The sequence below is a fragment of the Klebsiella oxytoca genome (genome assembly GCF_009707385.1).
In the GTDB taxonomy this organism is placed as follows: Bacteria; Pseudomonadota; Gammaproteobacteria; order Enterobacterales; family Enterobacteriaceae; genus Klebsiella; species Klebsiella oxytoca_C.
The window spans coordinates 4,892,085-4,917,654 of sequence record NZ_CP046115.1; the positions used below are offsets into that span (position 1 = coordinate 4,892,085).

Consider the following 25,570-nt stretch of genomic DNA (forward strand, 5'->3'; position numbering starts at 1 on the left):
TCATTGCTTTTTGTCGCTTCGCGCCTGGCGCAGCACTTCGTTAATTTGCGGCTGATCGATAGGACCGGTGATGCGATAGCGCAAAATAGAGACTTTATTCCACAGCGGCCCCAGCACCTTACTGGCGGCAAACACCGCAGCACCGATAATTGGGTTCACGGCAAAAGCTGCCGCAACGCCTACGGTCGCGGAAATCTCCGGCGCGACCACGGCCTGCATATCCAGCTGACGGCGAACAAGATCCACCGAACCTTTCATCGCGATATCCGCTTCCAGGCCATCGACCAGCGTATCGTCGGTGTGCAGAACGCCGTCTTTAATCCACGCCGTACTGCGAATTGAATCGAAGTAGAAACCTTCGCTGAACGTATCGCTAAAATCGAAACGCAGCTTGCGCAGCAGCGCGTCAACGCTCAGTAAACGCAAAAGCTGACCGGCATGGCCGGTGCTTAGATCGGTAAATTCACCTTTTCCAAGATGACTTTTGAGGATCCCGTTAAGCGAGGCAACATCCGGCTGCCACGGCGGCGCACGCCAGTGCAGATCGTAATCTATATCGAACGAGGAACCTTTCACCGGCGTGGATACGCCGAAGAAATTCACGAAGTCCTGGGTTTTATTACCGTGCAGTTTGCCTTTCAAAGAGGTTCGGGTACCTCTCGGCGCGCTGACCCATACGCCATCGGTTGTCAGACGGCCAAAACCGGTATCCACCAGTCCGTTCGCCAGGGTCAGGGTATCGCCGCTGATATTGAAATCCCCTTCAATGCGACCATATTTTTGCCCCCACAGCCAGCACTCCGCGCAGCGAAGCTGAAGATCCGGCCAACCGTGGAAATCAACTTTAGTATCAGCCAGCGGACCGCCGCTTTTTGTCGTCTCGCTGCTTTTCAGCGAAGCTGGGTTGTAATAGAGATAACGAATGGCCGCCAGCCACGGAGCATTTTTACGCATTGTCAGGGTTGCATTGATTTCACGTCCCTGAGCTTCAATCTTCGTCCCTCCCGCCTCGGGTCGGGAGACCAGGCTAACGTTGTTCCAGCTTTGACCCGCCATCGCTAACGTCGGCGTACGCAGGGTCACCTGCTCCGGGAAGACCATATTACTGCTGACGTCATTTACCGCACCGCCCTGGAACAGCGCCAGCCACTGCGCGCCATCCATCGGCGGCATATTCAGTTCCACGCCTTGTTGTGCGGGAAGCGGAGATACGGCTTTACTGTCAGAAGTTAAAATCGCGCGGTCGAGGGTTAGCTTATGGCCCAGCAGCCAGCGGCTATTGATGTGATTCTTCGAACCTACGGAACCGGTCAGATTAAAACTACTTAATCCCCCCTCAACCTTAATTTTTACTGGCAGAGGTTCACCTGCCTGCTTATCAACTGGCGCAGGTAAGTGACTACTTACATTCTTCAGATCGCCGTTGATATCCACTTTGTAGTTTGCGCTGCCGTGATACGGCAGCTCAATCGCCACTTTCCCGTCCCAGGGCACACTGCCGCTCAGAGTGCCGTCCAGGGCTTTCGGCAACAAACCGGTACGCGCGGGCTGCCAGTTGGCATTCATGCCGACGTTGACCATGAACGCTTTCTCACCCTCGGTGGTGGAGAAATTAATATTCAGCGGCTGATTAAACCAGTTCGCGCTCATCGGCTCGCTTTTCAGGTCGCCATTTACAAAGCTAAATTTACCGCTCAGGTTCTGCAGCGTGGCATCAATGGGTTTGATAAACAGGCTGTTGTTATTCAACTGAACGTCACCTTTCGCGGTAGTCATCTCACCGTTCAGCGGAATATCAAGATGTAAGCGAGCGCTAACATTACCGTCCAGCTGGAGCTCATCCAGCGCCGCGCCCAGCGTCTCTTTTAGCGGGGTCTCGTTAAAGTAAGGGCCTACTTCTTTACCCGGGCCGTTAACGTCGGCATCAATCAGCAGCTTTTCTCGCGAATAGTCGGGAATCACCGCATCCAGGTTACTGGCGGTCACTTTGCCGAGCAGCGCCTTATCGGCCCGCATCCAAAGTCCGTCATTGATAAAGTTAAGGTCGATATTCAGGCCGGTTAGCGCGGGCCAGTCAGGCTGAAAAGCAAAGGTGGCGTTTTTTAACGGTACCGAGACCTGGAACTGACCTTCATTATGCTTGTACGGGAAAAGATGGGGATTGCCGCCGTAAGCCAGCGTGGCGTCGGTCGCCTGGCCGCCTTTAATCGCCCCGCTGAGGTAATCTACCAGCTCTTTGCCCATCAGGTTTTCCGGGAAGTAGCGCCATGCCTGACCGCCATCGTTGGTACTGATTCCGGCCAGAATACCGAGCCAGGGTTCATCGCCCTGCGGCTGCAGATAGCGGAATCCGCCGCGAGCGCGAACCCCGATCGCCTGTACGTCGATATCGCGACCGTCGAGCATAAAACCTTTATCATTCTTCACCCAGCTGAGGGTCGCATCGCCTTTGGCTATCTCCAGCGGCGCGCGAAAAACCGTCTCATAAGGCATTTTCGCCTGCGTCATGCTGGCATGCAGAGTACCGTTTTCCACGCTCCCGGCGATGCTGCCGGAGAAATGCTCCGCGCCAGGCAGCAGCTTCCACTGCTTCCAGGACATGTCGCTCCAGTCTGCCTGGAAGCGAGTTTTTTCCGCCATCTGTAGCGGGATATCCAGGGCCAGAAGGTTGATTTTGCCGTTCGGCTGCGTCTTACGCCAGATTTCACCCAGCGATGGCGCCAGTTTATCCGCCATCGGCTGCAGCCCGGTCAGGCCGCTCAGGTTAAGATTGCTGGCACGAATGCGCAGCTCATCGCTGCGTTCACCATTTTTTCCGTCGACGTCCTGCGCCGGGATCCATGCCATCGACAACGCCCCGCGCGGCCAGGATTTGCCATCCATGGAAATACGCGTGTCAGGGATCCTGAAGCCCCAGCTTTGATTATCGCGATAGATGTGCGCCGTCAGATTATCGACCGACAGTTGGTGTTTATCTTTGTCCCCCTGCCAGCTGGCGCCGCCTTTTTTCAGCCATACATCGCCGCTGGCGACATCGCCTTTGTCGATAGTCATCCAGCCCTCAAGGCTGAACCGCGCGCTTTGCAGTGCAATATTGTCCTGCATCCAGCGCCCAAACCACGGCTTAACGTCGATGTCATCAGCCTGAAGCCAGACGCGCCCCTTATTGAGCAAACCGTCTTCATCTCGCAGGTCCATTCGTACCTGCATCACGCCATGCTGGCCGGTCAGACTACTCAGGCTAAGCTGCCCCTCAGCACGATGGCGATTTTTACCGTTCAGCCAGGTAAGCTGTGGAATAGTGAGCTCTGCCCGCTGACCGGAAATGGTCAGAAAGCTGAGATGGCTATCGCGAAGGATAAAGTGGTCGAACTGGCGGAGGAAAAGGTCGCTGATACGGTCGGCTTTCAGTCCTTCGCCGCTGTTATTCGTTTGAATGGGGGTATTGGTATGAACCTGAAGCTGCCAGAAGGTCAGGTCGCGAAACTGCCAGCGCATATGCAGCAGGCTTTGCCATACGTCGAGCGCCAGGGTGACGCGTTTAACGGAAAGTTCGCCGCCGTCGCTCAGGCCCGCTTTAATATCGCGGACATCAAGGGTTGGGCCAAAAGTCTGCCAGCTGGCGGTAATTTGTGAAGCATCAACCGGAACGCCGGCAATCGCCGATACTTTTTCCAGCACCTGCGGACGCCAGTTGTTCAACTGCGGCAGCACGAGACGCAGGCCGCTCACCAGCAGCGCGACGACAACAATCAATGTTGCCGCGGTGAGCAGTAATATCCCGGGCAGTCGCCTCACGCATCTCTCCTTGTCAGCCTGTTACGCATCATACTTTTACCTGCTTCCTGTTGCGGCATAAGCAGGCAAAACGGATGATTACATCATTACTACATCAAACTGCTCTTGATTATAGAGCGGTTCAATTTGCACTTTGACCTGCTTACCGACAAAGATCTCGACTTCCGCCAGTGCGTGCGACTCTTCCCCTTTCAGCGTTTCCGCCACCGCAGGAGAAGCGTAGACCAGGAAGCGGTCGGAATCATAAGCGTGGTGCACGCGCACGATCTCGCGCATAATTTCATAGCACACCGTTTCTACCGTTTTCACCGTGCCGCGGCCGTGACAGGTAGGACACTCATTGCACAGCACGTGCTCCACGCTTTCCCGAGTACGCTTGCGGGTCATCTCTACCAGCCCAAGCTGAGAGAAGCCGTTGATGCTGGTTTTGACCCGATCCTTGCTCAGCGCCTGTTCCAGCGAATGCAGCACCCGCCGACGATGATCCTCATTATTCATATCAATGAAATCAATGATGATAATGCCGCCGAGATTACGCAGCCGCAGCTGACGGGCAATCGCCTGAGTCGCCTCAATATTGGTATTAAAGATAGTATCGTCAAGATTACGATGACCGACGAATGCCCCGGTATTGATATCAACGGTGGTCATTGCCTCAGTTTGGTCAATAATCAGATACCCGCCTGATTTCAGCTCAACTTTACGCTCCAGCGCGCGCTGAATTTCATTTTCTACATCAAAGAGATCGAAAATCGGCTGACGGCCGCTGTAGTGCTCCAGCTTACTGGTCATCTCCGGGATATATTCGGCGGTGAATTCGAGCAGCGATTCGTAGGTCAGACGCGAATCAACGCGAATACGGTCAAGGTGCGCATCGGCGAAATCACGCAGCACGCGCTGCGCCAGCGCCAGTTCACCGTACAACTGATAACGCGTCTGCTGGCGTTTTTTGCGCTCCATGACTTTGGTCCAGACGCGCTTGAGATAAGCGGCATCGGCGGCCATCTCCTGCTCTTGCACACCTTCCGCCGCAGTACGGATAATGAATCCGCCCTGGTCGTCGCAATATTCTGACACCACTTTTTTCAGGCGTTCGCGCTCTGCTTCGCTTTCAATACGCTGAGAGACGCCGACATGCGAGGCCCCAGGCATAAAAACCAGATAGCGAGAGGGAATGGTAATATCGGTGGTCAGACGCGCGCCTTTAGTACCAAGCGGATCTTTCACCACCTGTACCATTAAATCCTGCCCCTGACGCACCAGTTCAGAAATATCACGGACGGCAAACTGTTTTTGCTCTTCGCCCGCCACGCACTCGGTGTGCGGCATGATATCGGAAGCGTGCAGGAATGCGGCCTTATCGAGGCCAATATCTACAAAAGCCGCCTGCATTCCCGGCAGAACCCGACTGACACGACCTTTGTAGATATTGCCTACTATTCCTCGTCGCGCTTCACGCTCAATATGAATTTCCTGAAGAATACCGCCATCAATGTACGCGACGCGCGTTTCTGATGGCGTTACGTTAACTAATAATTCAGCCGTCATCTTTATCCCTTTTCTTCACGCAGTGAGTTAAAGTTACTCAGCAACTCATACGTTTCCACCAGCGGTAAGCCGACTACGGCGTGATAGCTGCCATTTATCTTCCTGACGAAACAGCCACCCAACCCCTGAATACCGTATGCACCTGCTTTATCTAAAGGTTCGCCGCTGGCAACATAATCGGCGATATCCTGTACTGAGAGCACGCGAAAAGTGACTTCCGTGACCACCAGGCAATCCAGCGTCTGCTGCCTATCGGCCAGGGCCACGGCGGTCATAACCTGATGGGTTTTCCCGGAAAGCATGCGTAGCATCTCGGCAGCATGCTCGACATCACGCGGCTTTTCCAGCACTTCGCCGTTAAGGATGACAATGGTATCCGCTCCCAGAACGGGGAGATCGCGCGGCGCTAACGCGACGCCAGCCTGCGCCTTTTCTCGCGCCAGCCGGACAACATACTGCTGCGCGCTCTCCTGTGGACGACGCTGTTCCTCAATACCGGGAACCACACGTTCAAAAGAGAGGCCAAGCTGAGCCAGCAGTTCCTGCCGACGCGGAGAGCCAGAAGCAAGATAAAGAGTCGTCATATCAACCTTATTGCACCGCAAACTGCTGGCGTACTTTACGCATCAGCAGGAAAATCCATGGCCAGAGCACGCCGTTTACTACACTACTCCAGAACACTTCCGGACGGAAAGAGACGTTGATCACTAAAAACTCGGCCCAGAAAACAATAATATCCACGGCGAGGGATAACATGACCACCACCAGCGCCTGTTGCCAGAGCGCCAGATTACGAAACAGCTGATATTTCAGCGCGACCAGATAAGCCACAATACTTAATGATAGTGCGCGCACGCCAAGCGTCGACCCGCTAATGAGATCGAGGATTGCCCCCATCAAAAAACCGGTGCCGACGTTAACCCGGTGGGGTAACGCGAGGATCCAGTACAACAGGATAAGCAATACCCAGTTTGGCCGGTAGACGCTAATGTCCGCCGGCCAGGGCATAATCTGCAGCAATAGTGCGATAAGAAACGAGAGCCAGATAACCCAGCGTCCCTGGCTACGGTAACTTGCCACTATTGCCCCCCTGCTGGCGGCGACTGCTGCGGCATCCCCGTTGCCGGAGCCGGCATCTGCGGCCCCATAGCATCCGGTGCAGGCAGAACCTGCGGCATCATCTGCATCAGACGTTCATTAGCTACGCGATGAACCTCTTCCGGCGTCATCGGATTCGCGCCGTTGCGATCGGCGCCCCACAGCAGCAGCAGATAGCGCAGGCGCTGCAGACCGGCGGTTGGACGAGCCTGAATCACCGTATACGCGCGCTGCGTATCGAGCTTAACCGACGAAACCACGCCGACCGGATACCCTTCCGGGAATCGGCCGCCGAGACCCGAAGTCACCAGGACGTCGCCAACGCGAATATCCGTATTGGCCGGCAGATGTTCCAGCTGTAAATCATCGGTACAGCCGTTACCGGCAGCAATCACGCGAATATCGTTACGCAATACCTGAATCGGTAACGCATGGGTGGCATCGCAGATCAGCAGCACGCGGCTGGTCAGTTTAGCCACCGCGACCACCTGCCCGACCACGCCTTTATCGCTGATCACCGGCTGGCCTTCATAAACGCCGTTAACACTGCCTTTATCGATAACAACCTGATCGCTGTAAGGATCGTTAACCGTTGAGATGACCTGAGTCACCATTTTTTGCTCGTCCTGACGCAGCGGAGAGCCCAGCAGCTCGCGCAGACGCGCGTTCTCCTGTTTATACTGGCCCAGCATCAGTAAGTCGCTGTTCTTCAGCAACAGCTCCTGACGCAGCGCGCGGTTTTCCAGTTCGAGCTGGTCGCGGGTGGCCAGCGTTTGCGAAACGCTATCCAGCAATTCCCGGGGACCATTAGAGACAAAGTAGAAAGGGCTGACGGCAGTATCCATGTACGTTCGTATCTGGCTGAACGTACCCAGGCGACTATCGGCGATTATCACGCCAAGCGCCACCAACACCGCCAGAATAAGGCGAATCTGTAGCGACGGGCCACGGCTAAAAATTGGCTTCATAGGCTATGCGTATTCTCGTGTCAGTTAAGACCAGGGCAGCCGTAAACCAGCTACCCGGATCTCAGCCTGACTACTCTTCGCTGAACAAATCGCCGCCGTGCATATCGATCATTTCCAGTGCCTTACCGCCGCCGCGAGCGACGCAGGTCAGCGGATCTTCTGCAACTACGACAGGAATTCCTGTCTCTTCCATTAACAGACGGTCAAGGTTACGCAGCAGAGCGCCACCGCCGGTCAGAACCATCCCTCGTTCGGAGATATCGGATGCCAGCTCCGGCGGGCACTGTTCCAGCGCCACCATCACCGCGCTAACGATACCGGTCAACGGCTCCTGCAGCGCTTCGAGGATTTCGTTGGAATTCAGCGTAAAGCCGCGCGGTACACCTTCAGCAAGGTTACGCCCGCGAACTTCGATTTCACGAACTTCATCACCCGGATAAGCGGAACCGATCTCGTGTTTGATACGTTCTGCGGTCGCTTCGCCGATCAGGGAACCGTAGTTACGACGGACATAATTAATCACGGCTTCGTCAAAACGGTCGCCGCCAATACGCACAGAAGAGGAGTAAACCACGCCGTTCAGGGAGATAACCGCCACTTCAGTCGTACCACCGCCAATATCCACAACCATAGAACCGGTTGCTTCGGAAACCGGCAGGCCTGCGCCAATCGCAGCCGCCATCGGCTCTTCAATCAGAAAGACTTCACGGGCGCCAGCGCCCTGTGCGGATTCACGAATAGCGCGACGTTCAACCTGGGTCGCACCAACCGGCACGCAGACCAGCACGCGCGGGCTCGGACGCATAAAGCTATTGCTGTGCACCTGTTTAATAAAGTGCTGGAGCATTTTTTCGGTAACGAAGAAGTCGGCAATAACGCCGTCTTTCATTGGGCGAATAGCTGCAATATTGCCCGGTGTACGCCCAAGCATTTGCTTCGCTTCATGGCCCACAGCGGCGACGCTTTTCGGCGATCCGGCACGATCCTGACGAATGGCCACAACGGAAGGCTCATTCAATACGATGCCTTGTCCTTTTACATAAATCAGGGTATTCGCGGTACCCAGGTCAATGGACAGGTCATTGGAAAACATGCCACGAAATTTTTTTAACATACTAAGGGATAATCCTGAAAGCTGGGGCGGAAAACAAAATCCGCTTACTTTACCAACCACGCGCAGCAGCGACAAGGCGCAAAAATCATCTGCTGCGGTGAAAATTAGTGCAGTTCGTTACCTTTGTTACAAATTTGACTGAGTCCGTCCAATGCCGAAATCTTCAGCAGCGCTCCGCGCTTGAATCTGCAACCTGTCAAAGGTCATTCACTGGCATTTACATTGCGACAATCCGGCAGGTAGACAAGCACACCCCCATCACTATGGCGCGCATTATTCTACGTGAAATCACGCTAAACGGCAGATCAAACAGAGTATCTTTGCGAATATTTTTTCACATTTGTGTCAAGTGGCTGTGAGGCGGCAAAAAATTCCCCCTGACCACCGGTAACACCGCATTGAGACAGCACCTGCCACTCGCTTCGGCTGAGCACGCCGGTTGCGAAAACCTGAATCGGCATTCCTTTACAGGCTTCGACCAGGCTCTGAACCAGCAGCTGATTCTCACTACGTTTTTCTATATTGCGCGATAACCCCGAATGCAGCTTAATCACTTCAACATCAAGTTGCTTAATCCAGCTGGTGCCAACCAGCGTCAGACCGGCCTGAATAACGGCAACCCGAATACCTAAAGCGTTAACCAACCGCATAACTGGCTGCAGGCGGCCGATATATTGACAAACATCCGCCTCTGCAAGTTCAAAAATAATGCGTCGACGATGCGATTTTTCACATTGCATCAACGTATCGCGCAGCCAGCGCTGGAATCGAGGGCGAATTAATGACTCCACCGTTACCTGCAACGCGAGCTTTTCTTCCGGCCAGAATCCTAAAAATGGCAGCAAGCGTGTAATTTGCAGACGGTCATACTCTTCCGCCAGGCCAAACTGCAGCACCATTGGCATATATTCCGCCGAGATCACCTCTTCCTTACCATCATAAAGACGACACATGAGCTCGCGATGATGCACACGACCATCACGGGTTACCGCCGGTTTCTGGTACAGCCGCGGACCGCCGCGGCTGAGCATTTGCTCGATGAGCGTACGCCAGCGCACATTGCCGCGCCCTTTCTCCGGCAACGAGTCGTCATAAACGGACCAGCTGTTGCTGCCCTGTAATACCGCGTTACGCGTTGCCGCTTCCGCATGCTCCATCACCTGGGCCGCCGTTTGACCGCTACGGAAAGCGCAGATTCCGATATGCATCATATCGTCACGATCGAGAATTCGCGTCGGCGGCAGGGCGTCCATGGCCTTCAATAGCAATCCGGCGATGCTATCCGCCTCTTTTAACGTGCGATGAGGCAGCAGGACGGCAAAATCGCTGCGGTGGTAGCGAGCCAGCAGCGCGCCGGGATAGCGCATAATAAAAGTAGAGAGCAGATTGACCAGCGTAAAGTAATGCTCCTCGGTCGCTCCACGCCCCCAGTTGTCGCTCAGCAGGTCAAAATCCGGCAAGCGGATCATCATAACAATACCGTATGAGCCGACTTTCTCCTGATCTTCAAGCAGCGTCGTCAGCTGATTATCAAAGAAGAGGCGGTTGCTCAGCCCGGTTTTCGAATCCTGCGCGACATAGGAACGAATCAGGGTATCCATGCGGCTGCGCTGATCGCTGGCAAACTGAAGTTCTGATAGCAACATATCCAGCGCACTACTGATGTTAGCAGGCCATTCATGTACCGACCCACGCACCTGCGGCCCTCGTTCGCCGTTAAGAATACGCGCAGCACGAAGTTCCAGTAGCTCCTGGCCCGCCAGCTGACGACGGATCCAGCGCACGGAAAAAAAGATAATCAACACCATAAAACCAATAGCGATGGAAAGCGGTGCGGTGATGTGTAGCGAACGGAAGTAATTAGCCATCGGATCCAGATAAACCAGATGGATGGACATTCCGGGATGCTTGAGCGACGGAACCGTGATATTGCGGAACTGATTGCTGGTCCCTAAAGGGCGATAATTATCGGTACGTGAATGGCTATAGAGCGATTTACCGTTGAGCTGAAAATCAACGCGCACCACTTCAACCGGCGTCATCAGCTCATCCATCTGAGGTTCAAGCTGGTCAAAAGACACAGAGGCCAGGCGGTTATCCAGCATCGTCGCCACCGCCTGAATGCGGTTGGTCATTTTTAGCTGAATGCCGTTATAAAAACTCAGCGAAGCGCCAACCAGCGTGACAAAGATGGTCAGGCTAGTGAGTAGCGTGACAAAGGCTGAGAATTTCGTCGTTAATCGCATCCCTGTGTTAACTCCGCGTGTGAATGACTACCCGATAAACATCCGGGCTCATGTGCTGGCGCCTAAACTAGAGTAAGCACTAACTTTCTAAAGAGCGACGCATACTACCAAAGCTGGCGCATCTGGCAATTTATTGCGTTACATCGGTGTAATAATGCCGTTAGCGAGTATAGTCTGCAGAAAAAATTTTCCAATCACCCAACCTATGAGGACCGGCGCATGCAGGCTTTAATCTTAGAACAGCAGGATGGCAAAACTCTCTCTTCGGTGCAAACCATTGATGCCAGCCAACTGCCGCAGGGTGATGTGACAGTGGACATCCAATGGTCGAGCCTTAACTATAAAGATGCACTGGCTATCACTGGTAAAGGGAAAATCATCCGCAACTTTCCGATGATTCCTGGCATCGATTTCGCCGGTTTTGTCCATAGCAGCGAAGATCCTCGTTTCCACGCCGGGCAGCAGGTGCTGCTGACCGGATGGGGTGTTGGTGAAAATCACTGGGGCGGGCTGGCGGAACGCGCTCGCGTTAAAGGCGACTGGCTGGTGGCAATGCCTCAAGGCCTGGATGGACGTAAAGCTATGGCTATTGGTACCGCAGGTTTCACCGCGATGCTGTGCGTGATGGCGCTGGAGGACGCGGGGATTCGTCCTGAAGAGGGGGAAATCGTGGTCACCGGAGCCAGCGGCGGCGTCGGCAGCACCGCGGTCGCTTTGCTGCATCATCTGGGATACCAGGTGGCGGCGGTTTCCGGACGTGAAAGCACGCATGAGTATCTGAAAGCCCTCGGCGCCCAGCGTATCCTTAGCCGTGATGAATTCGCGGAAACCCGCCCGCTGGAAAAACAGCTGTGGGCCGGCGCCGTTGATACCGTTGGTGACAAAGTGCTGGCAAAAGTTCTGGCGCAGATGAACTACGGCGGCTGCGTCGCAGCCTGCGGCCTGGCCGGCGGCTTTGCCCTGCCGACTACCGTCATGCCGTTTATTCTGCGTAATGTACGCCTGCAGGGCGTCGACTCGGTGATGACGCCAGCAGCACGTCGGGCCGAGGCCTGGCAACGGCTGGTTCGCGATCTGCCCGAATCTTTCTACGCGCATAGCGCGACTGAAATTAGCCTCGCTGAGGCCCGTGAGTTTGCCGATAAGATCATGTCCAATCAGATTCAGGGCCGCACGCTGGTCAAAATCGCCTAATCTGCAATTTTTCGTGACATATTCGCAATAACTCTCCGCCTCCGTCATGCTTAGTAAAACGCATGACGGAGGATGCTATGAAACCCAAAAAACTAACGGAAGCCGACGTTACGGCAGAATCCGTTTTTATGCTGCAACGACGCCAGGTCCTGAAAATGCTGGGCATTAGTGCGACCGCCCTTTCCCTCTCACCCTCCGCGCAAGCCGACCTGCTGGATTGGTTCAAAGGCAACGATCGACCGCCGGCACCAGCGGGTAAAGCGCTGACTTTCGATAAACCCGCGCAATGGCAAAACAATCTGCCGCTAACACCGGAAAACAAGGTATCCGGCTACAATAACTTTTATGAGTTCGGCCTGGATAAAGCCGATCCGGCGGCCAATGCCGGTAGCCTGCGCACCGATCCCTGGACGCTGACCATTGGCGGCGAAGTGGCAAAACCGCTAACCCTCGATCATGATGACCTGACCAGCCGTTTCCCGCTTGAAGAGCGAATTTACCGGATGCGCTGCGTAGAAGCCTGGTCAATGGTGATTCCGTGGGTAGGATTCCCGCTACATAAGTTGCTGTCGCTGGTTGAACCTACCAGCAATGCACGCTATGTCGCATTTAAAACGCTTTATGCCCCGGAGCAAATGCCTGGCCAGAAGGATCGTTTTATCGGCGGCGGTCTGGCATATCCCTATGTTGAAGGCCTGCGGCTCGATGAGGCCATGCATCCTCTGACGCTGCTCAGCGTCGGCGTATACGGCAAAGCGCTTCCCCCGCAAAACGGCGCGCCGGTGCGGCTCACCGTTCCCTGGAAGTACGGCTTCAAAGGTATCAAGTCTATCGTCAGTATCGAACTGACCCGCGACCGCCCTCCTACCACCTGGAACCTTGCCGGGCCTGAGGAGTACGGTTTCTATGCCAACGTCAATCCGCATGTTGATCACCCCCGTTGGTCACAGGCGACCGAGCGCTTTATCGGTTCTGGAGGCGTGCTCGACGTTAAACGCCAGCCAACGCTGCTATTCAACGGCTATGCCGATGAGGTCGCATCGCTCTATCGGGGTCTGAACTTGCGGGAGAATTACTAGTGCGCCTGAACGTAAAGCAGATAACCTGGCTGAAAGTCATTCTCCATCTGGCGGGTTTGCTGCCATTTATCTGGCTATTCTGGGCTGGATATCAAGGATATTTCAGCGCCGATCCGGCAAAAGATATCCAGCACTTTACCGGTAGGATGGCTCTTAAATTCCTGCTTGCCACCTTGCTTGTTTCGCCGCTGGCGCGTTACGCTAAACAGCCGTTACTGATACGTACCCGACGCTTATTGGGTCTATGGTGCTTCGCATGGGCAACCCTGCATTTGACCAGCTATACGCTGCTCGAACTCGGGATTAACAATCTGGCGCTATTGGGTAAAGAAGTGCTTACCAGGCCTTACCTGACGCTGGGGTTAGTCAGTTGGCTGATTCTGCTGGCTCTGGCGGCGACGTCAACGCAGGCAATGCAGCGAAAATTGGGTCGCCGTTGGCAAACATTGCATAACTTCGTCTATATTGTCGCGATCCTCGCCCCGATTCACTACCTGTGGTCGGTGAAGATTTTATCCCCGCAGCCGATAATTTATGCCCTGCTGGCGCTGCTGCTTTTAGTATGGCGATACAAGAAGTTCCGCCAGTGGTGGCGCTAATTCCGGATATGTGCAGTTTCCCGCAGATCTTTTATCAACCGCGACTCTTTACACGATAGCGGTTGATAATCTTCCCTGATAAGACCAGTATTTAGCTGCCAAATGCTACGAAATCGTTATAATGTGCGACTTTGGTTTTCCTGACGGGCTTTTTAAGCCTCGAAAAGGTGACAATCGCGTATCGAAGGTATATTTTGTTTTTTACCCGAGAATGGCAGAAGATGGCCGCATATTGGCTGGTAAGTTCCGATTTTTGCTTTTGAGTCACCGGAGCTTAACCTGTCGGCTTCTGAAGAGGCGCGGCATCCTGAAGCAGCAGTAATTCATATGCTTTACAGACGGCGTTAACACGCTTGTCACAATCACACTAAACAAAGAGTACGGAACCCACTCATGGATATTCGTAAGATTAAAAAACTGATCGAGCTGGTTGAAGAATCAGGTATCTCCGAACTGGAAATTTCTGAAGGCGAAGAGTCTGTACGCATTAGCCGTGCCGCGCCAAACGCAGGTTTCCCGGTGATGCAACAGGCTTACGCCGCACCAATGATGCAGCAACAGCCAGCTCTGTCTAACGCCGTCGCACCAGCGGCAGCTCCAGCAATGGAAGCCTCTGCGGCAGCGGAAATCAGTGGCCACATCGTACGTTCCCCAATGGTTGGTACTTTCTACCGCACCCCGAGCCCGGACGCGAAAGCCTTCATCGAAATCGGTCAGAAAGTTAACGCCGGCGATACCCTGTGCATCGTTGAAGCCATGAAAATGATGAACCAGATCGAAGCCGATAAATCCGGCGTGGTGAAAGCCATCCTGGTCGAAAGTGGTCAACCGGTAGAATTTGACGAGCCACTGGTCGTCATCGAATAACGAGGCGAACATGCTGGATAAAATTGTTATCGCCAACCGCGGCGAGATTGCATTGCGTATCCTGCGTGCCTGTAAAGAACTGGGCATCAAGACCGTTGCTGTGCATTCAACGGCGGATCGCGATTTAAAACACGTATTGTTAGCGGATGAGACGGTCTGTATTGGCCCGGCTCCGTCCGTAAAAAGCTATCTGAATATCCCGGCTATTATCAGCGCTGCCGAAATCACCGGCGCGGTGGCTATTCACCCGGGGTATGGTTTCCTGTCCGAAAACGCTAACTTCGCTGAGCAAGTTGAGCGCTCCGGTTTTATCTTTATCGGTCCGAAAGCAGACACTATCCGCCTGATGGGCGACAAAGTGTCCGCTATCACCGCCATGAAGAAAGCGGGCGTTCCTACCGTACCGGGTTCTGATGGCCCGTTGGGCGAAGATATGGACGTTAACCGCGCCCATGCGAAACGCATTGGCTATCCGGTGATTATCAAAGCCTCCGGCGGCGGCGGCGGTCGCGGTATGCGCGTTGTACGCAGCGATGCTGAACTGGCTCAATCCATCTCCATGACCAAAGCGGAAGCAAAAGCTGCTTTCAATAACGACATGGTTTATATGGAGAAATACCTGGAAAATCCTCGCCACATTGAGATCCAGGTTTTGGCTGACGGCCAGGGTAACGCTATCTATCTGGCCGAACGCGACTGCTCCATGCAGCGTCGTCACCAGAAAGTTGTCGAAGAGGCGCCAGCGCCGGGCATTACGCCGGAACTGCGTCGCTATATCGGCGAACGTTGCTCCAAAGCATGCGTTGATATCGGCTATCGCGGTGCGGGTACTTTCGAATTCCTGTTCGAAAACGGCGAGTTCTATTTCATCGAAATGAATACCCGTATTCAGGTTGAACATCCGGTAACCGAAATGATCACCGGCGTTGATCTGATTAAAGAGCAGCTGCGCATTGCAGCGGGTCAGCCGCTTTCCATCAAGCAGGAAGAAGTAGTGGTTAAAGGCCATGCGGTGGAATGCCGTATCAACGCCGAAGACCCGAACACCTTCCTGCCGAGCCCGGGTAAAATCACCCGCTTCCACGCGCCGGGCGGTTTTGGCGTGCGCTGGGAGTCTCATATCTACGCAGGCTACACCGTACCTCCGTACTATGACTCAATGATCGGCAAGCTGATTTGCTATGGCGAAAACCGTGATGTCGCGATTGCTCGCATGAAGAATGCGCTGCAGGAGCTGATTATCGATGGCATCAAAACCAACGTTGATCTGCAGATCCGCATCATGAACGACGAGCATTTCCAGAATGGTGGTACCAACATCCACTATCTGGAGAAAAAACTCGGATTGCAGGAGAAGTAATTCTGCCATCGCAGTAAAGGGCCGGGTAATCCGGCCTTTTTTCTTTTTCTCTCCTCTCATCTTTTCCATGCGGTACAATCCCCGCTTTCTTCATCCTCAAGGGACAAAAAATGGACAAACGTTTTGTTCAGGCCCATAAAGAGGCGCGCTGGGCGCTGTGGCTAACCCTTCTCTATCTTGCCGCCTGGCTGGCTGCCGCCTATCTGCCGGACGTAAGAATTGGCATTACCGGCCTGCCACACTGGTTCGAAATGGCCTGCCTGCTGGTACCGCTGGTGTTTATTCTGCTGTGCTGGGCGATGGTACGTTTCATCTTCCGCGATATCTCGCTGGAGGATGACAATGCAGCTTGAAGTTATTCTGCCGCTAATTGCCTATCTGGTAGTGGTGTTTGGCATCTCCATTTACGCCATGCGCAAACGCACGACAGGCACCTTCCTGAATGAATACTTCCTCGGCAGCCGCTCAATGGGCGGGATTGTCCTGGCGATGACGCTGACGGCAACCTACATTAGCGCCAGCTCATTTATTGGCGGGCCGGGCGCTGCCTATAAATATGGGTTGGGCTGGGTATTGCTGGCGATGATCCAACTTCCCGCAGTCTGGCTCTCGTTGGGTATCCTTGGAAAAAAATTCGCTATTCTGGCGCGGCGTTACAACGCCGTAACGCTCAACGATATGCTATTTGCCCGTTACCGGAGTCGCCTGCTGGTGTGGCTGGCGAGCCTCAGTTTACTCGTGGCATTTGTCGGAGCGATGACGGTGCAGTTTATCGGCGGCGCGCGTCTGCTGGAAACCGCCGCCGGAATTCCTTATGAGACGGGTTTACTGATTTTTGGCATCAGTATTGCGTTGTACACCGCGTTCGGAGGCTTCCGTGCCAGCGTACTCAACGATACCATGCAGGGAATGGTGATGCTGGTTGGCACCATCGTTTTACTGGTCGGCGTCGTTCATGCGGCGGGGGGACTAAGTCATGCGGTTGAGACGCTGCAAACCATTGATCCAAAGCTCATCACTCCACAAGGGGCTGACGATATTCTGTCGCCGACCTTTATGACCTCGTTCTGGGTACTGGTCTGTTTTGGGGTTATCGGCCTGCCCCACACGGCAGTACGTTGCATCTCTTACAAAGACAGCAAAGCGGTACATCGGGGCATTATCATCGGTACCATCGTGGTCGCGGTCCTGATGTTTGGGATGCATCTGGCTGGCGCTCTGGGACGGGCAGTGATCCCCGATCTGACGGTGCCGGATTTGGTTATTCCCACATTAATGGTCAAAGTATTACCGCCATTTGCCGCCGGGATCTTCCTCGCAGCGCCAATGGCCGCGATTATGTCGACTATCAATGCTCAGCTTCTGCAAAGTTCCGCTACGATCATTAAAGATCTTTATCTGAACATCCGTCCGGAACAGCTACAAAATGAGAAGCGGTTGAAGCGGATGTCGGCGGTTATTACGCTGCTCCTGGGCGCGCTGCTGCTGCTGGCCGCCTGGCGCCCACCTGAGATGATCATCTGGCTCAACCTGCTGGCGTTCGGCGGTCTTGAAGCCGTGTTCTTGTGGCCGCTGGTGCTGGGTCTGTACTGGGAACGGGCGAACGCAACAGGCGCGTTAAGCGCGATGATCGTTGGCGGCGTACTGTATGCCATACTCGCCACATTTAATCTTCAGTACCTGGGGCTCCATCCGATAGTCCCCTCGTTGCTGTTAAGCTTGTTGGCTTTCCTGGTCGGAAACCAGTTTGGTCCTTCCGTCCCGCAAGCCGCCGTATTGACTACTGATAAATAAAGAGTTTTGCCATGCCATGGATCCAACTGAAACTGAATACTACCGGCGCGAATGCGGAAGAACTAAGTGAAGCTTTGATGGAGGCGGGTTCCGTTTCTATTACCTTCCAGGATACGCACGACACGCCAGTATTCGAGCCTTTACCGGGCGAAACCCGTCTGTGGGGCGATACTGACGTTATTGGCCTGTTTGACGCAGAAACCGATATGAAAGAGGTGGTAGCAATCCTGGAGCAGCACCCGCTTCTGGGTAACGGATTCGTCCATAAAATCGAACAGCTGGAAGACAAAGACTGGGAGCGCGAGTGGATGGATAACTTCCACCCAATGTGCTTCGGAAAACGTCTGTGGATTTGCCCTAGCTGGCGCGATGTGCCAGACGAAAACGCCGTCAACGTGATGCTCGACCCGGGCCTGGCCTTCGGAACCGGTACACATCCCACAACAGCCATGTGCCTGGAGTGGCTGGATGGACTCGACCTCGAAGGTAAAACGATTATCGATTTTGGCTGCGGCTCCGGCATTCTGGCCATCGCAGCATTAAAACTGGGCGCAGCGAAAGCCATTGGTATTGATATCGATCCCCAGGCCATTCAGGCCAGCCGCGATAATGCGGAACGTAACGGGGTTTCTGAACGCCTGGAACTCTATCTGCCGAAGGATCAGCCAGAGGCAATGAAAGCCGATGTCGTGGTCGCAAACATCCTGGCCGGCCCTTTACGCGAGTTAGCCCCTCTTATCAGCGTACTGCCCGTTACAGGAGGCCTGCTGGGTCTTTCTGGTATTCTTGCCAGCCAGGCGGAGAGCGTTTGTGAAGCCTATGCCGATCTCTTTGCACTTGATCCTGTTGTCGAAAAAGAAGAGTGGTGCCGCATTACCGGTCAAAAAAAATAATCATTCAATGCGGTCTGCGGACCGCATTTTTGTTTCCAGTTATCGCCTAATGACGTCAAGAAATGAGAGTCAGATCCCATTATGACGTTCTTTTTTGGCGACAAAAACAGCGTTTTATGCCACCAGCAGCAACCTTTTTCTAAGAAAAATCGAGAAGTTTTACGATTTTATAATTGGACACAAATTATCCTTCCTGTATTAAGCCAATGATTAATAGGCAAATTTATTCATCAGCCTGACCCGACTATCGGATTCATTGATCTGTAACAGAGGATTGCTCAAAGTTTGGCCTTTCATCTCGTGCAAAAAATGCGTAATATACGCCGCCTTGCAGTCACAGTATGGTCATTTCTTAACTCATGCGCATCGGACACTACCAGCTCAGAAATCGACTGATCGCAGCGCCTATGGCTGGCATTACTGACAGACCATTCCGGACGCTGTGTTACGAGATGGGGGCAGGCTTGACCGTATCCGAGATGATGTCCTCTAACCCGCAGGTTTGGGAGAGCGACAAGTCCCGCTTACGGATGGTGCACGTTGATGAGCCCGGTATTCGTACCGTGCAAATCGCCGGTAGCGTGCCGGAAGAGATGGCTGCAGCCGCCCGTATTAACGTGGAAAGCGGCGCCCAAATTATTGATATTAATATGGGGTGCCCGGCGAAAAAGGTGAATCGTAAGCTTGCAGGTTCAGCCCTCTTGCAGTACCCCGACCAGGTGAAATCAATCCTGGCGGCGGTCGTTAAAGCAGTGGACGTTCCCGTAACTCTCAAGATTCGCACCGGCTGGGAACCGGAACACCGTAACTGCGTAGAGATTGCCCAACTGGCTGAAGAATGTGGCATTCAGGCTCTGACTATTCACGGACGCACCCGCGCCTGCTTGTTTAATGGAGAAGCTGAGTACGACAGTATTCGGGCAGTTAAGCAGAAAGTTTCCATTCCGATTATCGCGAATGGTGACATTACCGACCCGCTTAAAGCCAGAGCTGTGCTCGACTATACGGGGGCGGATGCCCTTATGATAGGCCGCGCAGCTCAGGGAAGACCCTGGATCTTTCGGGAAATCCAGCACTATCTGGACACTGGAGAGCTGCTGTCCCCGCTGCCTTTGGCAGAGGTTAAGCGCTTGCTTTGTTCGCACGTTCGGGAACTGCATGGCTTTTACGGCCAGGCAAAAGGGTACCGAATCGCGCGCAAACACGTATCCTGGTATCTACAGGAACACGCTCCGGATGACCAGTTTCGGCGCACATTCAACGCCATAGAAGATTCCAGCGAACAGCTGGAGGCGTTGGAGGCATACTTCGAAAATTTTGCGTAATAGAAATAAAGAGCTGACAGAACTATGTTCGAACAACGCGTAAATTCTGACGTACTGACCGTTTCTACCGTTAACTCTCAGGATCAGGTAACTCAAAAGCCCCTGCGTGACTCGGTTAAACAGGCACTGAAGAACTATTTTGCTCAACTGAACGGTCAGGATGTGAATGACCTGTATGAGCTGGTACTGGCTGAAGTAGAACAGCCCCTGTTGGACATGGTGATGCAATACACCCGCGGTAACCAGACCCGTGCTGCCCTGATGATGGGCATCAACCGTGGTACTCTGCGTAAAAAACTGAAAAAATACGGCATGAACTGATACTAATCAGTTAAATGTTTGATATAAAAGGCGCTCTTCGGCATGGGGAAGCGCCTTTTTTATTTCATCTGATTTGCTGATTGACTATCGCCTGCAGCTGATGGTTACCGAAAAGGGTCGACATAATATTATCAACCAGGGCTGGTGCCTGGTGATATAGATCAAACGTGCCGTTTTCCATTAGCCAGTTTTTAATAATCCCGACCAATGCGCTGTGTAATACGATTAAAGGAATTTCAACATTCGTTTCTACTGGTAATAATCCATTACGAATACAGAGCTGCAAAACTCCGCGTATTACAGGATAGCTAAAACCTATTTTTTGGCGAATCTCAGCCTCTGACATCATATCGCAAGAAAACTCACACTTTTGATACAGAATTTGCATTAGCGCACGTTGACGAGGATTATTAGCGACAAATTGCAAACCGTAAATAAATTTCTCACGTAGTTTGCTCAGCGGATTCTGGCCATCCGCTGAATTATCTTCATGCTGAATAAGGTCACGTAGCGGGAGCTGCTGCTGCCACATTTCATTAAATAGATCCGCTTTGCTGGAAAAGTGCCAGTAGACGGCTCCCCTCGTCACGCCTGCAGCATCAGCGATATCGGTCAAAGTGGTGCGGGTTACGCCACGTAGGGCAAACTGCTGAATGGCAGACTCAATCAGAAGCTGCCGCGTCTTTAACGCATCCTCTTTCGTTCTTCCAGGCATATGGTGCTCCGCTCGACGCCGGATTAAAAATTTGGGAATAACTGAATACGTCTCAACCTAGCATCTGACAATAACTATTTTTTAGCAAAAAGAGAGATAAGTTAAATCTTAAACAAAAAAAATAAATACACTACAAGAATGATTAAAATAAAATCATTCATAAATTAAATATCAATGTAAGAAAACTTTAATTTAAGAAATCTTTAAAAACATAATCACGGATATTTTTTTTTGCGTGCCTTGCTGATGGTTAAAAAATAACTATTCCTTACATCAAACATTTTTTATTTGTAGGATAACCAACCGCATTTAAATTCATTATTTCTTGCACAGATTCGTGACCAGACCTGGCTCATAATCTATAAGGAACAGCAATGACACGTTATGTCAGGGTTACACTTTTATCCAGCCTAATCATCGCAACCATTTTACTTAACGGTTGCGATGATTCAGGCGCTCGGCAACCGCATGCGCAGATACCGCAGGTCTCCGTACATGTGGTGAGCAGCGCACCGCTGTCCGTTACCACGGAGCTACCTGGCCGCACATCGGCATACCGTATAGCGGAAGTTCGCCCGCAGGTCAGTGGAATTATCCTGCAACGTAACTTTGTTGAAGGCAGCGATGTCACTGCCGGACAATCTCTTTATCAGATCGATCCGGCAACTTATCAGGCAGCCTACAACAGCGCAAAGGGTGATGAAGCGAAAGCAGAAGCCGCCGCGGCTATCGCTCATTTGACGGTGAAACGTTATCAGCCACTGCTCGGCACACAATATATCAGCCGGCAAGAATACGATCAGGCAGTGGCGACGGCGCGCCAGACGGATGCTGATGTTATTGCCGCAAAAGCTGCCGTTGAAAGCGCGCGTATTAACCTGGCATACACCAAAGTGACATCGCCTATCAGCGGACGTATCGGTAAATCCAACGTGACTGAAGGGGCGCTGGTGACTAATGGCCAGGCAAACGCCATAGCCACGGTACAGCAGCTCGATCCTATATACGTCGATGTCACTGAATCGAGCAATGATTTCATGCGCCTTAAACAGGAAAGCCTGCAGCACGGCAATGATACTAAAAGCGTGCAGTTGATGATGGAAAATGGGCAACCTTACGCGCTTCAGGGCACTCTGCAATTCTCTGACGTGACGGTGGATGAGAGCACTGGTTCTATCACGCTGCGCGCGATCTTTCCTAACCCACAGCATGTTCTGCTGCCTGGCATGTTTGTTCGAGCCCGCATTGATGAGGGAGTTTCACCAGATGCCATCCTGGTCCCTCAGCAGGGGGTGACCCGTACACCGCGCGGCGACGCCAGCGTGATGCTCGTCAATGACAAAGACCAGGTTGAAACCCGTGCCGTCACCGCCTCGCAGGCGATTGGCGATAAGTGGTTGATCACCAGCGGCCTGAAAGCCGGTGAAAAGGTTATCGTCAGCGGTCTGCAAAAAGTGCGTCCCGGCATCACGGTGAAGACCGAAGAAGATACCGCGATGTCCGTCGCGCAATAAGGTACGAATTCCTATGTCTAAGTTCTTTATCCATCGACCGGTATTCGCCTGGGTACTGGCAATTATCATGATGATTGCCGGTGGTCTCGCGATTATGCAGCTCCCCATTGCACAATACCCGACCATCGCGCCGCCCGCGGTGGCTATTTCCGCTACCTATCCAGGCGCGGACGCACAAACCGTTCAGGATACGGTGACTCAGGTTATCGAACAGAACATGAACGGTATCGATAACCTGATGTACATGTCCTCAACCAGCGATTCCGCAGGCGGCGTTACCATCACCCTGACCTTTAAATCAGGTACGGATCCGGATATTGCGCAAGTTCAGGTGCAGAATAAACTCCAGCTGGCGACGCCGCTTCTTCCTCAGGAAGTACAGCAGCAGGGGATTAGCGTTGAGAAATCAAGCAGTAGCTTCCTGATGGTCGCTGGGTTCATCTCCGATAACACGAGCACCGCTCAGGATGATATATCCGACTACGTTGCCTCGAACGTCAAAGATACCATCAGCCGCCTTAACGGCGTCGGCGATGTACAGCTCTTCGGCGCGCAGTATGCTATGCGCGTCTGGCTGGACGGTAATCTGCTGAATAAGTACAACATGACGCCAGTTGACGTCATTAACCAGCTTAAGATCCAAAACGATCAGATTGCTGCAGGCCAGCTTGGCGGCACTCCATCCCTTAAAGGCCAGCAGCTAAATGCCTCCATCATTGCTCAGACGCGCCTGAAGGATCCCGCAGAGTTTGGCAAAGTAACTCTGCGCGTGAACGCGGATGGCTCAGTGGTGCATCTGAAAGATGTGGCACGTATTGAGCTGGGAGGTGAAAACTACAACGTTGTAGCAAAAATCAATGGAAAGCCGGCTTCAGGACTGGGAATTAAGCTCGCTACCGGCGCCAATGCCCTCGATACCGCCGCGGCAATCAAAGCAAAGCTTGCCGAACTGCAGCCCTACTTTCCACAGGGGATGAAGGTTGTCTATCCCTACGACACTACGCCATTTGTGAAAATCTCTATTCATGAGGTTGTGAAGACGCTGTTTGAAGCGATTATCCTCGTCTTCCTGGTGATGTATCTGTTCTTACAGAATATCCGGGCCACGCTGATCCCCACCATTGCAGTTCCAGTCGTCCTGCTCGGGACTTTTGCCGTACTGGCTATGTTCGGTTACTCCATCAATACGCTAACGATGTTCGGCATGGTGCTGGCAATAGGCCTGCTGGTCGACGACGCTATCGTGGTAGTGGAAAACGTAGAACGCGTGATGGTTGAAGAGAAGCTTCCTCCCAAAGAGGCGACGGAAAAATCGATGTCGCAAATTCAGGGGGCGCTGGTCGGCATTGCGATGGTCCTGTCGGCAGTATTTGTGCCGATGGCCTTCTTCGGCGGCTCTACGGGGGCAATTTATCGGCAATTTTCTATCACCATCGTCTCCGCCATGGCGCTGTCCGTACTGGTCGCGCTGATCCTGACCCCCGCGCTTTGTGCCACATTACTGAAACCCGCATCAGCCGATCATCATGAGAAAACAGGTTTTTTTGGCTGGTTTAATGCGAAATTCGATCGTAGCGTGAACCACTACACTAACAGCGTTAGCGGGATCCTGCGCTGCACCGGGCGCTACCTGATCATCTATTTACTGATCGTTGTGGGTATGGCCGTCCTGTTTATGCGTCTGCCCACCTCCTTCTTGCCGGATGAGGATCAGGGGGTATTTATGACCATGATTCAACTCCCTTCGGGCGCAACGCAGGAACGTACGCAGAAGGTTCTTGATACGGTTACCGATTACTATCTACATAAAGAGAAGGCGAATGTTGAAAGCGTCTTTACCGTTAACGGCTTTAGCTTTAGCGGTCAGGGACAAAACTCCGGTATGGCGTTTGTCAGCCTGAAGCCATGGGAGCAACGAAGTGGTTCAGAAAATGGCGTTGAGGCAATCATCAAACGAGCGACCGTTGCCTTTAGTCAGATTAAAGATGCGATGGTCTTTCCCTTCAACCTTCCGGCCATTATCGAATTGGGTACGGCTACTGGTTTCGACTTCGAACTTATTGACCAGGGTAACCTTGGCCACAGCGCATTGACCCAGGCAAGAAATCAACTTCTTGGTATGGTAAAGGAACATCCGGATCGGCTGGTGCGCGTGAGACCAAACGGGCTTGAAGACACGCCGCAATTTAAGCTCGATGTCGATCAAGAGAAGGCTCAGGCATTGGGGATATCACTCTCTGATATCAACGAAACCATTTCCGCAGCGCTGGGAGGCTATTACGTAAATGACTTTATAGACCATGGACGAGTGAAAAAAGTCTACGTTCAGGCCGATGCCAGATTCCGTATGCTGCCGGCCGATATCAATAATATGTACGTCCGCAGCACGAATGGCGAAATGGTTCCGTTCTCCGCCTTTATCACCTCACGCTGGGTTTATGGTTCACCGCGGCTGGAACGCTATAATGGCTTACCCTCTATGGAGATCCTTGGCGAAGCTGCACCAGGGAAAAGTACCGGTGATGCGATGATTTTGATGGAACAGCTGGCCAGCAAGCTTCCTGCCGGCATTGGCTACGACTGGACGGGAATGTCTTATCAAGAACGCCTGTCTGGTAACCAGGCGCCAGCCCTATATGCTATTTCACTCATTGTCGTTTTCCTCTGTCTTGCGGCGCTCTATGAAAGCTGGTCGATCCCATTTTCCGTCATGCTTGTCGTGCCATTAGGCGTTGTTGGGGCTTTATTAGCAGCCTCTCTTCGCGGACTTAATAATGACGTTTATTTTCAGGTGGGTTTATTAACAACAATAGGCCTCTCTGCAAAAAACGCTATTCTTATTGTCGAGTTTGCTAAAGACCTTATGGATAAAGAAAATAAGGGAATTATCGAAGCGACGCTTGAAGCCTCACGTATGCGTTTACGTCCTATCTTAATGACCTCACTGGCCTTTATCCTGGGTGTTCTACCTTTAGTTGTTAGCCATGGAGCGGGTAGCGGTGCTCAAAATGCGGTGGGTACAGGAGTTATGGGCGGAATGTTAACGGCAACCTTGTTGGCTATCTTCTTCGTCCCTGTCTTCTTTGTGGTGGTAAGACGACGTTTCACAAAGCATGCAGAATAAATATCATTTTTAA

20 protein-coding genes are annotated in these 25,570 nt (G+C 52.8%); 12 read left to right on the top strand and 8 right to left on the bottom strand.

The features are described 5' to 3' along the window. The 7 genes from yhdP to csrD all read right to left on the bottom strand — a co-directional run bounded on the left by yhdP (position 1) and on the right by csrD (position 10,772). The gene (yhdP, locus tag GJ746_RS22845; RefSeq protein WP_154682233.1) at positions 1 to 3,798 is read right to left on the bottom strand and encodes an AsmA2 domain-containing protein YhdP; all 3,798 of its coding nucleotides are present in this window, start codon (positions 3,796 to 3,798) and stop codon (positions 1 to 3) included. 78 nt (positions 3,799 to 3,876) lie between these two features. Further along, on the bottom strand, positions 3,877 to 5,346 hold the full coding sequence (rng, locus tag GJ746_RS22850; RefSeq protein ID WP_154682234.1) for a ribonuclease G: 1,470 nt from the start codon (positions 5,344 to 5,346) through the stop codon (positions 3,877 to 3,879). Positions 5,347 to 5,348: 2 nt separating this feature from the next. Further along, positions 5,349 to 5,930 carry a Maf family protein gene (locus tag GJ746_RS22855; protein WP_154682235.1) on the bottom strand — a complete coding sequence of 194 codons (582 nt, stop codon included), beginning with the start codon at positions 5,928 to 5,930 and terminating at the stop codon, positions 5,349 to 5,351. Positions 5,931 to 5,937: 7 nt separating this feature from the next. Further along, the gene (gene mreD / locus GJ746_RS22860) at positions 5,938 to 6,426 is read right to left on the bottom strand and encodes a rod shape-determining protein MreD (RefSeq protein WP_154682236.1); all 489 of its coding nucleotides are present in this window, start codon (positions 6,424 to 6,426) and stop codon (positions 5,938 to 5,940) included. Further along, complete coding sequence (gene mreC / locus GJ746_RS22865) at positions 6,426 to 7,412, bottom strand: rod shape-determining protein MreC (RefSeq protein WP_154682237.1); 987 nt, start codon at positions 7,410 to 7,412, stop codon at positions 6,426 to 6,428. Before mreC ends, mreD begins: the two co-directional genes overlap by 1 nt. Before the next feature lie 70 nt (positions 7,413 to 7,482). Next, on the bottom strand, positions 7,483 to 8,526 hold the full coding sequence (mreB, locus tag GJ746_RS22870) for a rod shape-determining protein MreB (protein WP_002918653.1): 1,044 nt from the start codon (positions 8,524 to 8,526) through the stop codon (positions 7,483 to 7,485). A gap of 305 nt (positions 8,527 to 8,831) precedes the next feature. Further along, on the bottom strand, positions 8,832 to 10,772 hold the full coding sequence (gene csrD / locus GJ746_RS22875; RefSeq protein WP_154682238.1) for an RNase E specificity factor CsrD: 1,941 nt from the start codon (positions 10,770 to 10,772) through the stop codon (positions 8,832 to 8,834). 219 nt (positions 10,773 to 10,991) lie between these two features. Here csrD and GJ746_RS22880 point away from each other — a divergent pair, with 219 nt between their 5' ends. The 10 genes from GJ746_RS22880 (at position 10,992) to fis (ending at position 20,204) form a co-directional block, all read left to right on the top strand. After that, the gene (locus GJ746_RS22880) at positions 10,992 to 11,966 is read left to right on the top strand and encodes an MDR family oxidoreductase (RefSeq protein WP_154682239.1); all 975 of its coding nucleotides are present in this window, start codon (positions 10,992 to 10,994) and stop codon (positions 11,964 to 11,966) included. Positions 11,967 to 12,043: 77 nt separating this feature from the next. Beyond that, the gene (gene msrP, locus GJ746_RS22885) at positions 12,044 to 13,045 is read left to right on the top strand and encodes a protein-methionine-sulfoxide reductase catalytic subunit MsrP (protein ID WP_154682240.1); all 1,002 of its coding nucleotides are present in this window, start codon (positions 12,044 to 12,046) and stop codon (positions 13,043 to 13,045) included. Continuing rightward, positions 13,045 to 13,644, top strand: a complete 600-nt coding sequence (gene msrQ / locus GJ746_RS22890; RefSeq protein WP_154682241.1) for a protein-methionine-sulfoxide reductase heme-binding subunit MsrQ — start codon at positions 13,045 to 13,047, stop codon at positions 13,642 to 13,644. Before msrP ends, msrQ begins: the two co-directional genes overlap by 1 nt. A 393-nt stretch (positions 13,645 to 14,037) precedes the next feature. Continuing rightward, on the top strand, positions 14,038 to 14,511 hold the full coding sequence (gene accB / locus GJ746_RS22895; RefSeq protein WP_154682242.1) for an acetyl-CoA carboxylase biotin carboxyl carrier protein: 474 nt from the start codon (positions 14,038 to 14,040) through the stop codon (positions 14,509 to 14,511). Positions 14,512 to 14,521: 10 nt separating this feature from the next. Beyond that, entirely contained in the window at positions 14,522 to 15,871 is a 1,350-nt protein-coding gene (gene accC, locus GJ746_RS22900; RefSeq protein ID WP_004125846.1) for an acetyl-CoA carboxylase biotin carboxylase subunit, read from the top strand. A gap of 110 nt (positions 15,872 to 15,981) precedes the next feature. Further along, positions 15,982 to 16,224: a YhdT family protein gene (locus GJ746_RS22905; RefSeq protein WP_154682243.1), complete on the top strand. Its 243-nt coding sequence runs from the start codon at positions 15,982 to 15,984 to the stop codon at positions 16,222 to 16,224. Continuing rightward, positions 16,214 to 17,665 carry a sodium/pantothenate symporter gene (gene panF / locus GJ746_RS22910; protein ID WP_154682244.1) on the top strand — a complete coding sequence of 484 codons (1,452 nt, stop codon included), beginning with the start codon at positions 16,214 to 16,216 and terminating at the stop codon, positions 17,663 to 17,665. Before GJ746_RS22905 ends, panF begins: the two co-directional genes overlap by 11 nt. Positions 17,666 to 17,676: 11 nt before the next feature. Next, a complete protein-coding gene (gene prmA, locus GJ746_RS22915) occupies positions 17,677 to 18,558 on the top strand; it encodes a 50S ribosomal protein L11 methyltransferase (protein ID WP_154682245.1) in 882 nt (293 codons plus the stop codon). 359 nt (positions 18,559 to 18,917) lie between these two features. Further along, on the top strand, positions 18,918 to 19,883 hold the full coding sequence (gene dusB, locus GJ746_RS22920) for a tRNA dihydrouridine synthase DusB (protein ID WP_154682246.1): 966 nt from the start codon (positions 18,918 to 18,920) through the stop codon (positions 19,881 to 19,883). Between the two features lie 24 nt (positions 19,884 to 19,907). Then, positions 19,908 to 20,204 carry a DNA-binding transcriptional regulator Fis gene (gene fis, locus GJ746_RS22925; protein ID WP_000462905.1) on the top strand — a complete coding sequence of 99 codons (297 nt, stop codon included), beginning with the start codon at positions 19,908 to 19,910 and terminating at the stop codon, positions 20,202 to 20,204. Between the two features lie 64 nt (positions 20,205 to 20,268). Here the strand turns inward: fis and envR are convergent, their stop codons facing one another. Further along, positions 20,269 to 20,919, bottom strand: coding sequence for an acrEF/envCD operon transcriptional regulator (gene envR, locus GJ746_RS22930; protein WP_154682247.1), 651 nt, complete (start codon positions 20,917 to 20,919; stop codon positions 20,269 to 20,271). Positions 20,920 to 21,293: 374 nt separating this feature from the next. On the opposite strand from envR, the gene GJ746_RS22935 reads away from it, so the two are divergent. Then, positions 21,294 to 22,433, top strand: coding sequence for an efflux RND transporter periplasmic adaptor subunit (locus GJ746_RS22935; protein WP_154682248.1), 1,140 nt, complete (start codon positions 21,294 to 21,296; stop codon positions 22,431 to 22,433). Positions 22,434 to 22,446: 13 nt separating this feature from the next. After that, on the top strand, positions 22,447 to 25,557 hold the full coding sequence (locus GJ746_RS22940) for an efflux RND transporter permease subunit (RefSeq protein WP_154682249.1): 3,111 nt from the start codon (positions 22,447 to 22,449) through the stop codon (positions 25,555 to 25,557). The last annotated feature ends 13 nt before the right edge of the window (positions 25,558 to 25,570 follow it).

Bases quoted from the DNA above. Each gene is read 5' to 3' on its own strand.
- rng (WP_154682234.1), bottom strand. From the start codon at position 5,346: ATGACGGCTGAATTATTAGTTAACGTAACGCCATCAGAAACGCGCGTC.
- GJ746_RS22855 (WP_154682235.1), bottom strand. From the start codon at position 5,930: ATGACGACTCTTTATCTTGCTTCTGGCTCTCCGCGTCGGCAGGAACTG.
- mreC (WP_154682237.1), bottom strand. From the start codon at position 7,412: ATGAAGCCAATTTTTAGCCGTGGCCCGTCGCTACAGATTCGCCTTATT.
- mreB (WP_002918653.1), bottom strand. From the start codon at position 8,526: ATGTTAAAAAAATTTCGTGGCATGTTTTCCAATGACCTGTCCATTGAC.
- csrD (WP_154682238.1), bottom strand. From the start codon at position 10,772: ATGCGATTAACGACGAAATTCTCAGCCTTTGTCACGCTACTCACTAGC.
- GJ746_RS22880 (WP_154682239.1), top strand. From the start codon at position 10,992: ATGCAGGCTTTAATCTTAGAACAGCAGGATGGCAAAACTCTCTCTTCG.
- msrP (WP_154682240.1), top strand. From the start codon at position 12,044: ATGAAACCCAAAAAACTAACGGAAGCCGACGTTACGGCAGAATCCGTT.
- accB (WP_154682242.1), top strand. From the start codon at position 14,038: ATGGATATTCGTAAGATTAAAAAACTGATCGAGCTGGTTGAAGAATCA.
- accC (WP_004125846.1), top strand. From the start codon at position 14,522: ATGCTGGATAAAATTGTTATCGCCAACCGCGGCGAGATTGCATTGCGT.
- GJ746_RS22905 (WP_154682243.1), top strand. From the start codon at position 15,982: ATGGACAAACGTTTTGTTCAGGCCCATAAAGAGGCGCGCTGGGCGCTG.
- panF (WP_154682244.1), top strand. From the start codon at position 16,214: ATGCAGCTTGAAGTTATTCTGCCGCTAATTGCCTATCTGGTAGTGGTG.
- prmA (WP_154682245.1), top strand. From the start codon at position 17,677: ATGCCATGGATCCAACTGAAACTGAATACTACCGGCGCGAATGCGGAA.
- dusB (WP_154682246.1), top strand. From the start codon at position 18,918: ATGCGCATCGGACACTACCAGCTCAGAAATCGACTGATCGCAGCGCCT.
- fis (WP_000462905.1), top strand. From the start codon at position 19,908: ATGTTCGAACAACGCGTAAATTCTGACGTACTGACCGTTTCTACCGTT.
- envR (WP_154682247.1), bottom strand. From the start codon at position 20,919: ATGCCTGGAAGAACGAAAGAGGATGCGTTAAAGACGCGGCAGCTTCTG.
- GJ746_RS22935 (WP_154682248.1), top strand. From the start codon at position 21,294: ATGACACGTTATGTCAGGGTTACACTTTTATCCAGCCTAATCATCGCA.
- GJ746_RS22940 (WP_154682249.1), top strand. From the start codon at position 22,447: ATGTCTAAGTTCTTTATCCATCGACCGGTATTCGCCTGGGTACTGGCA.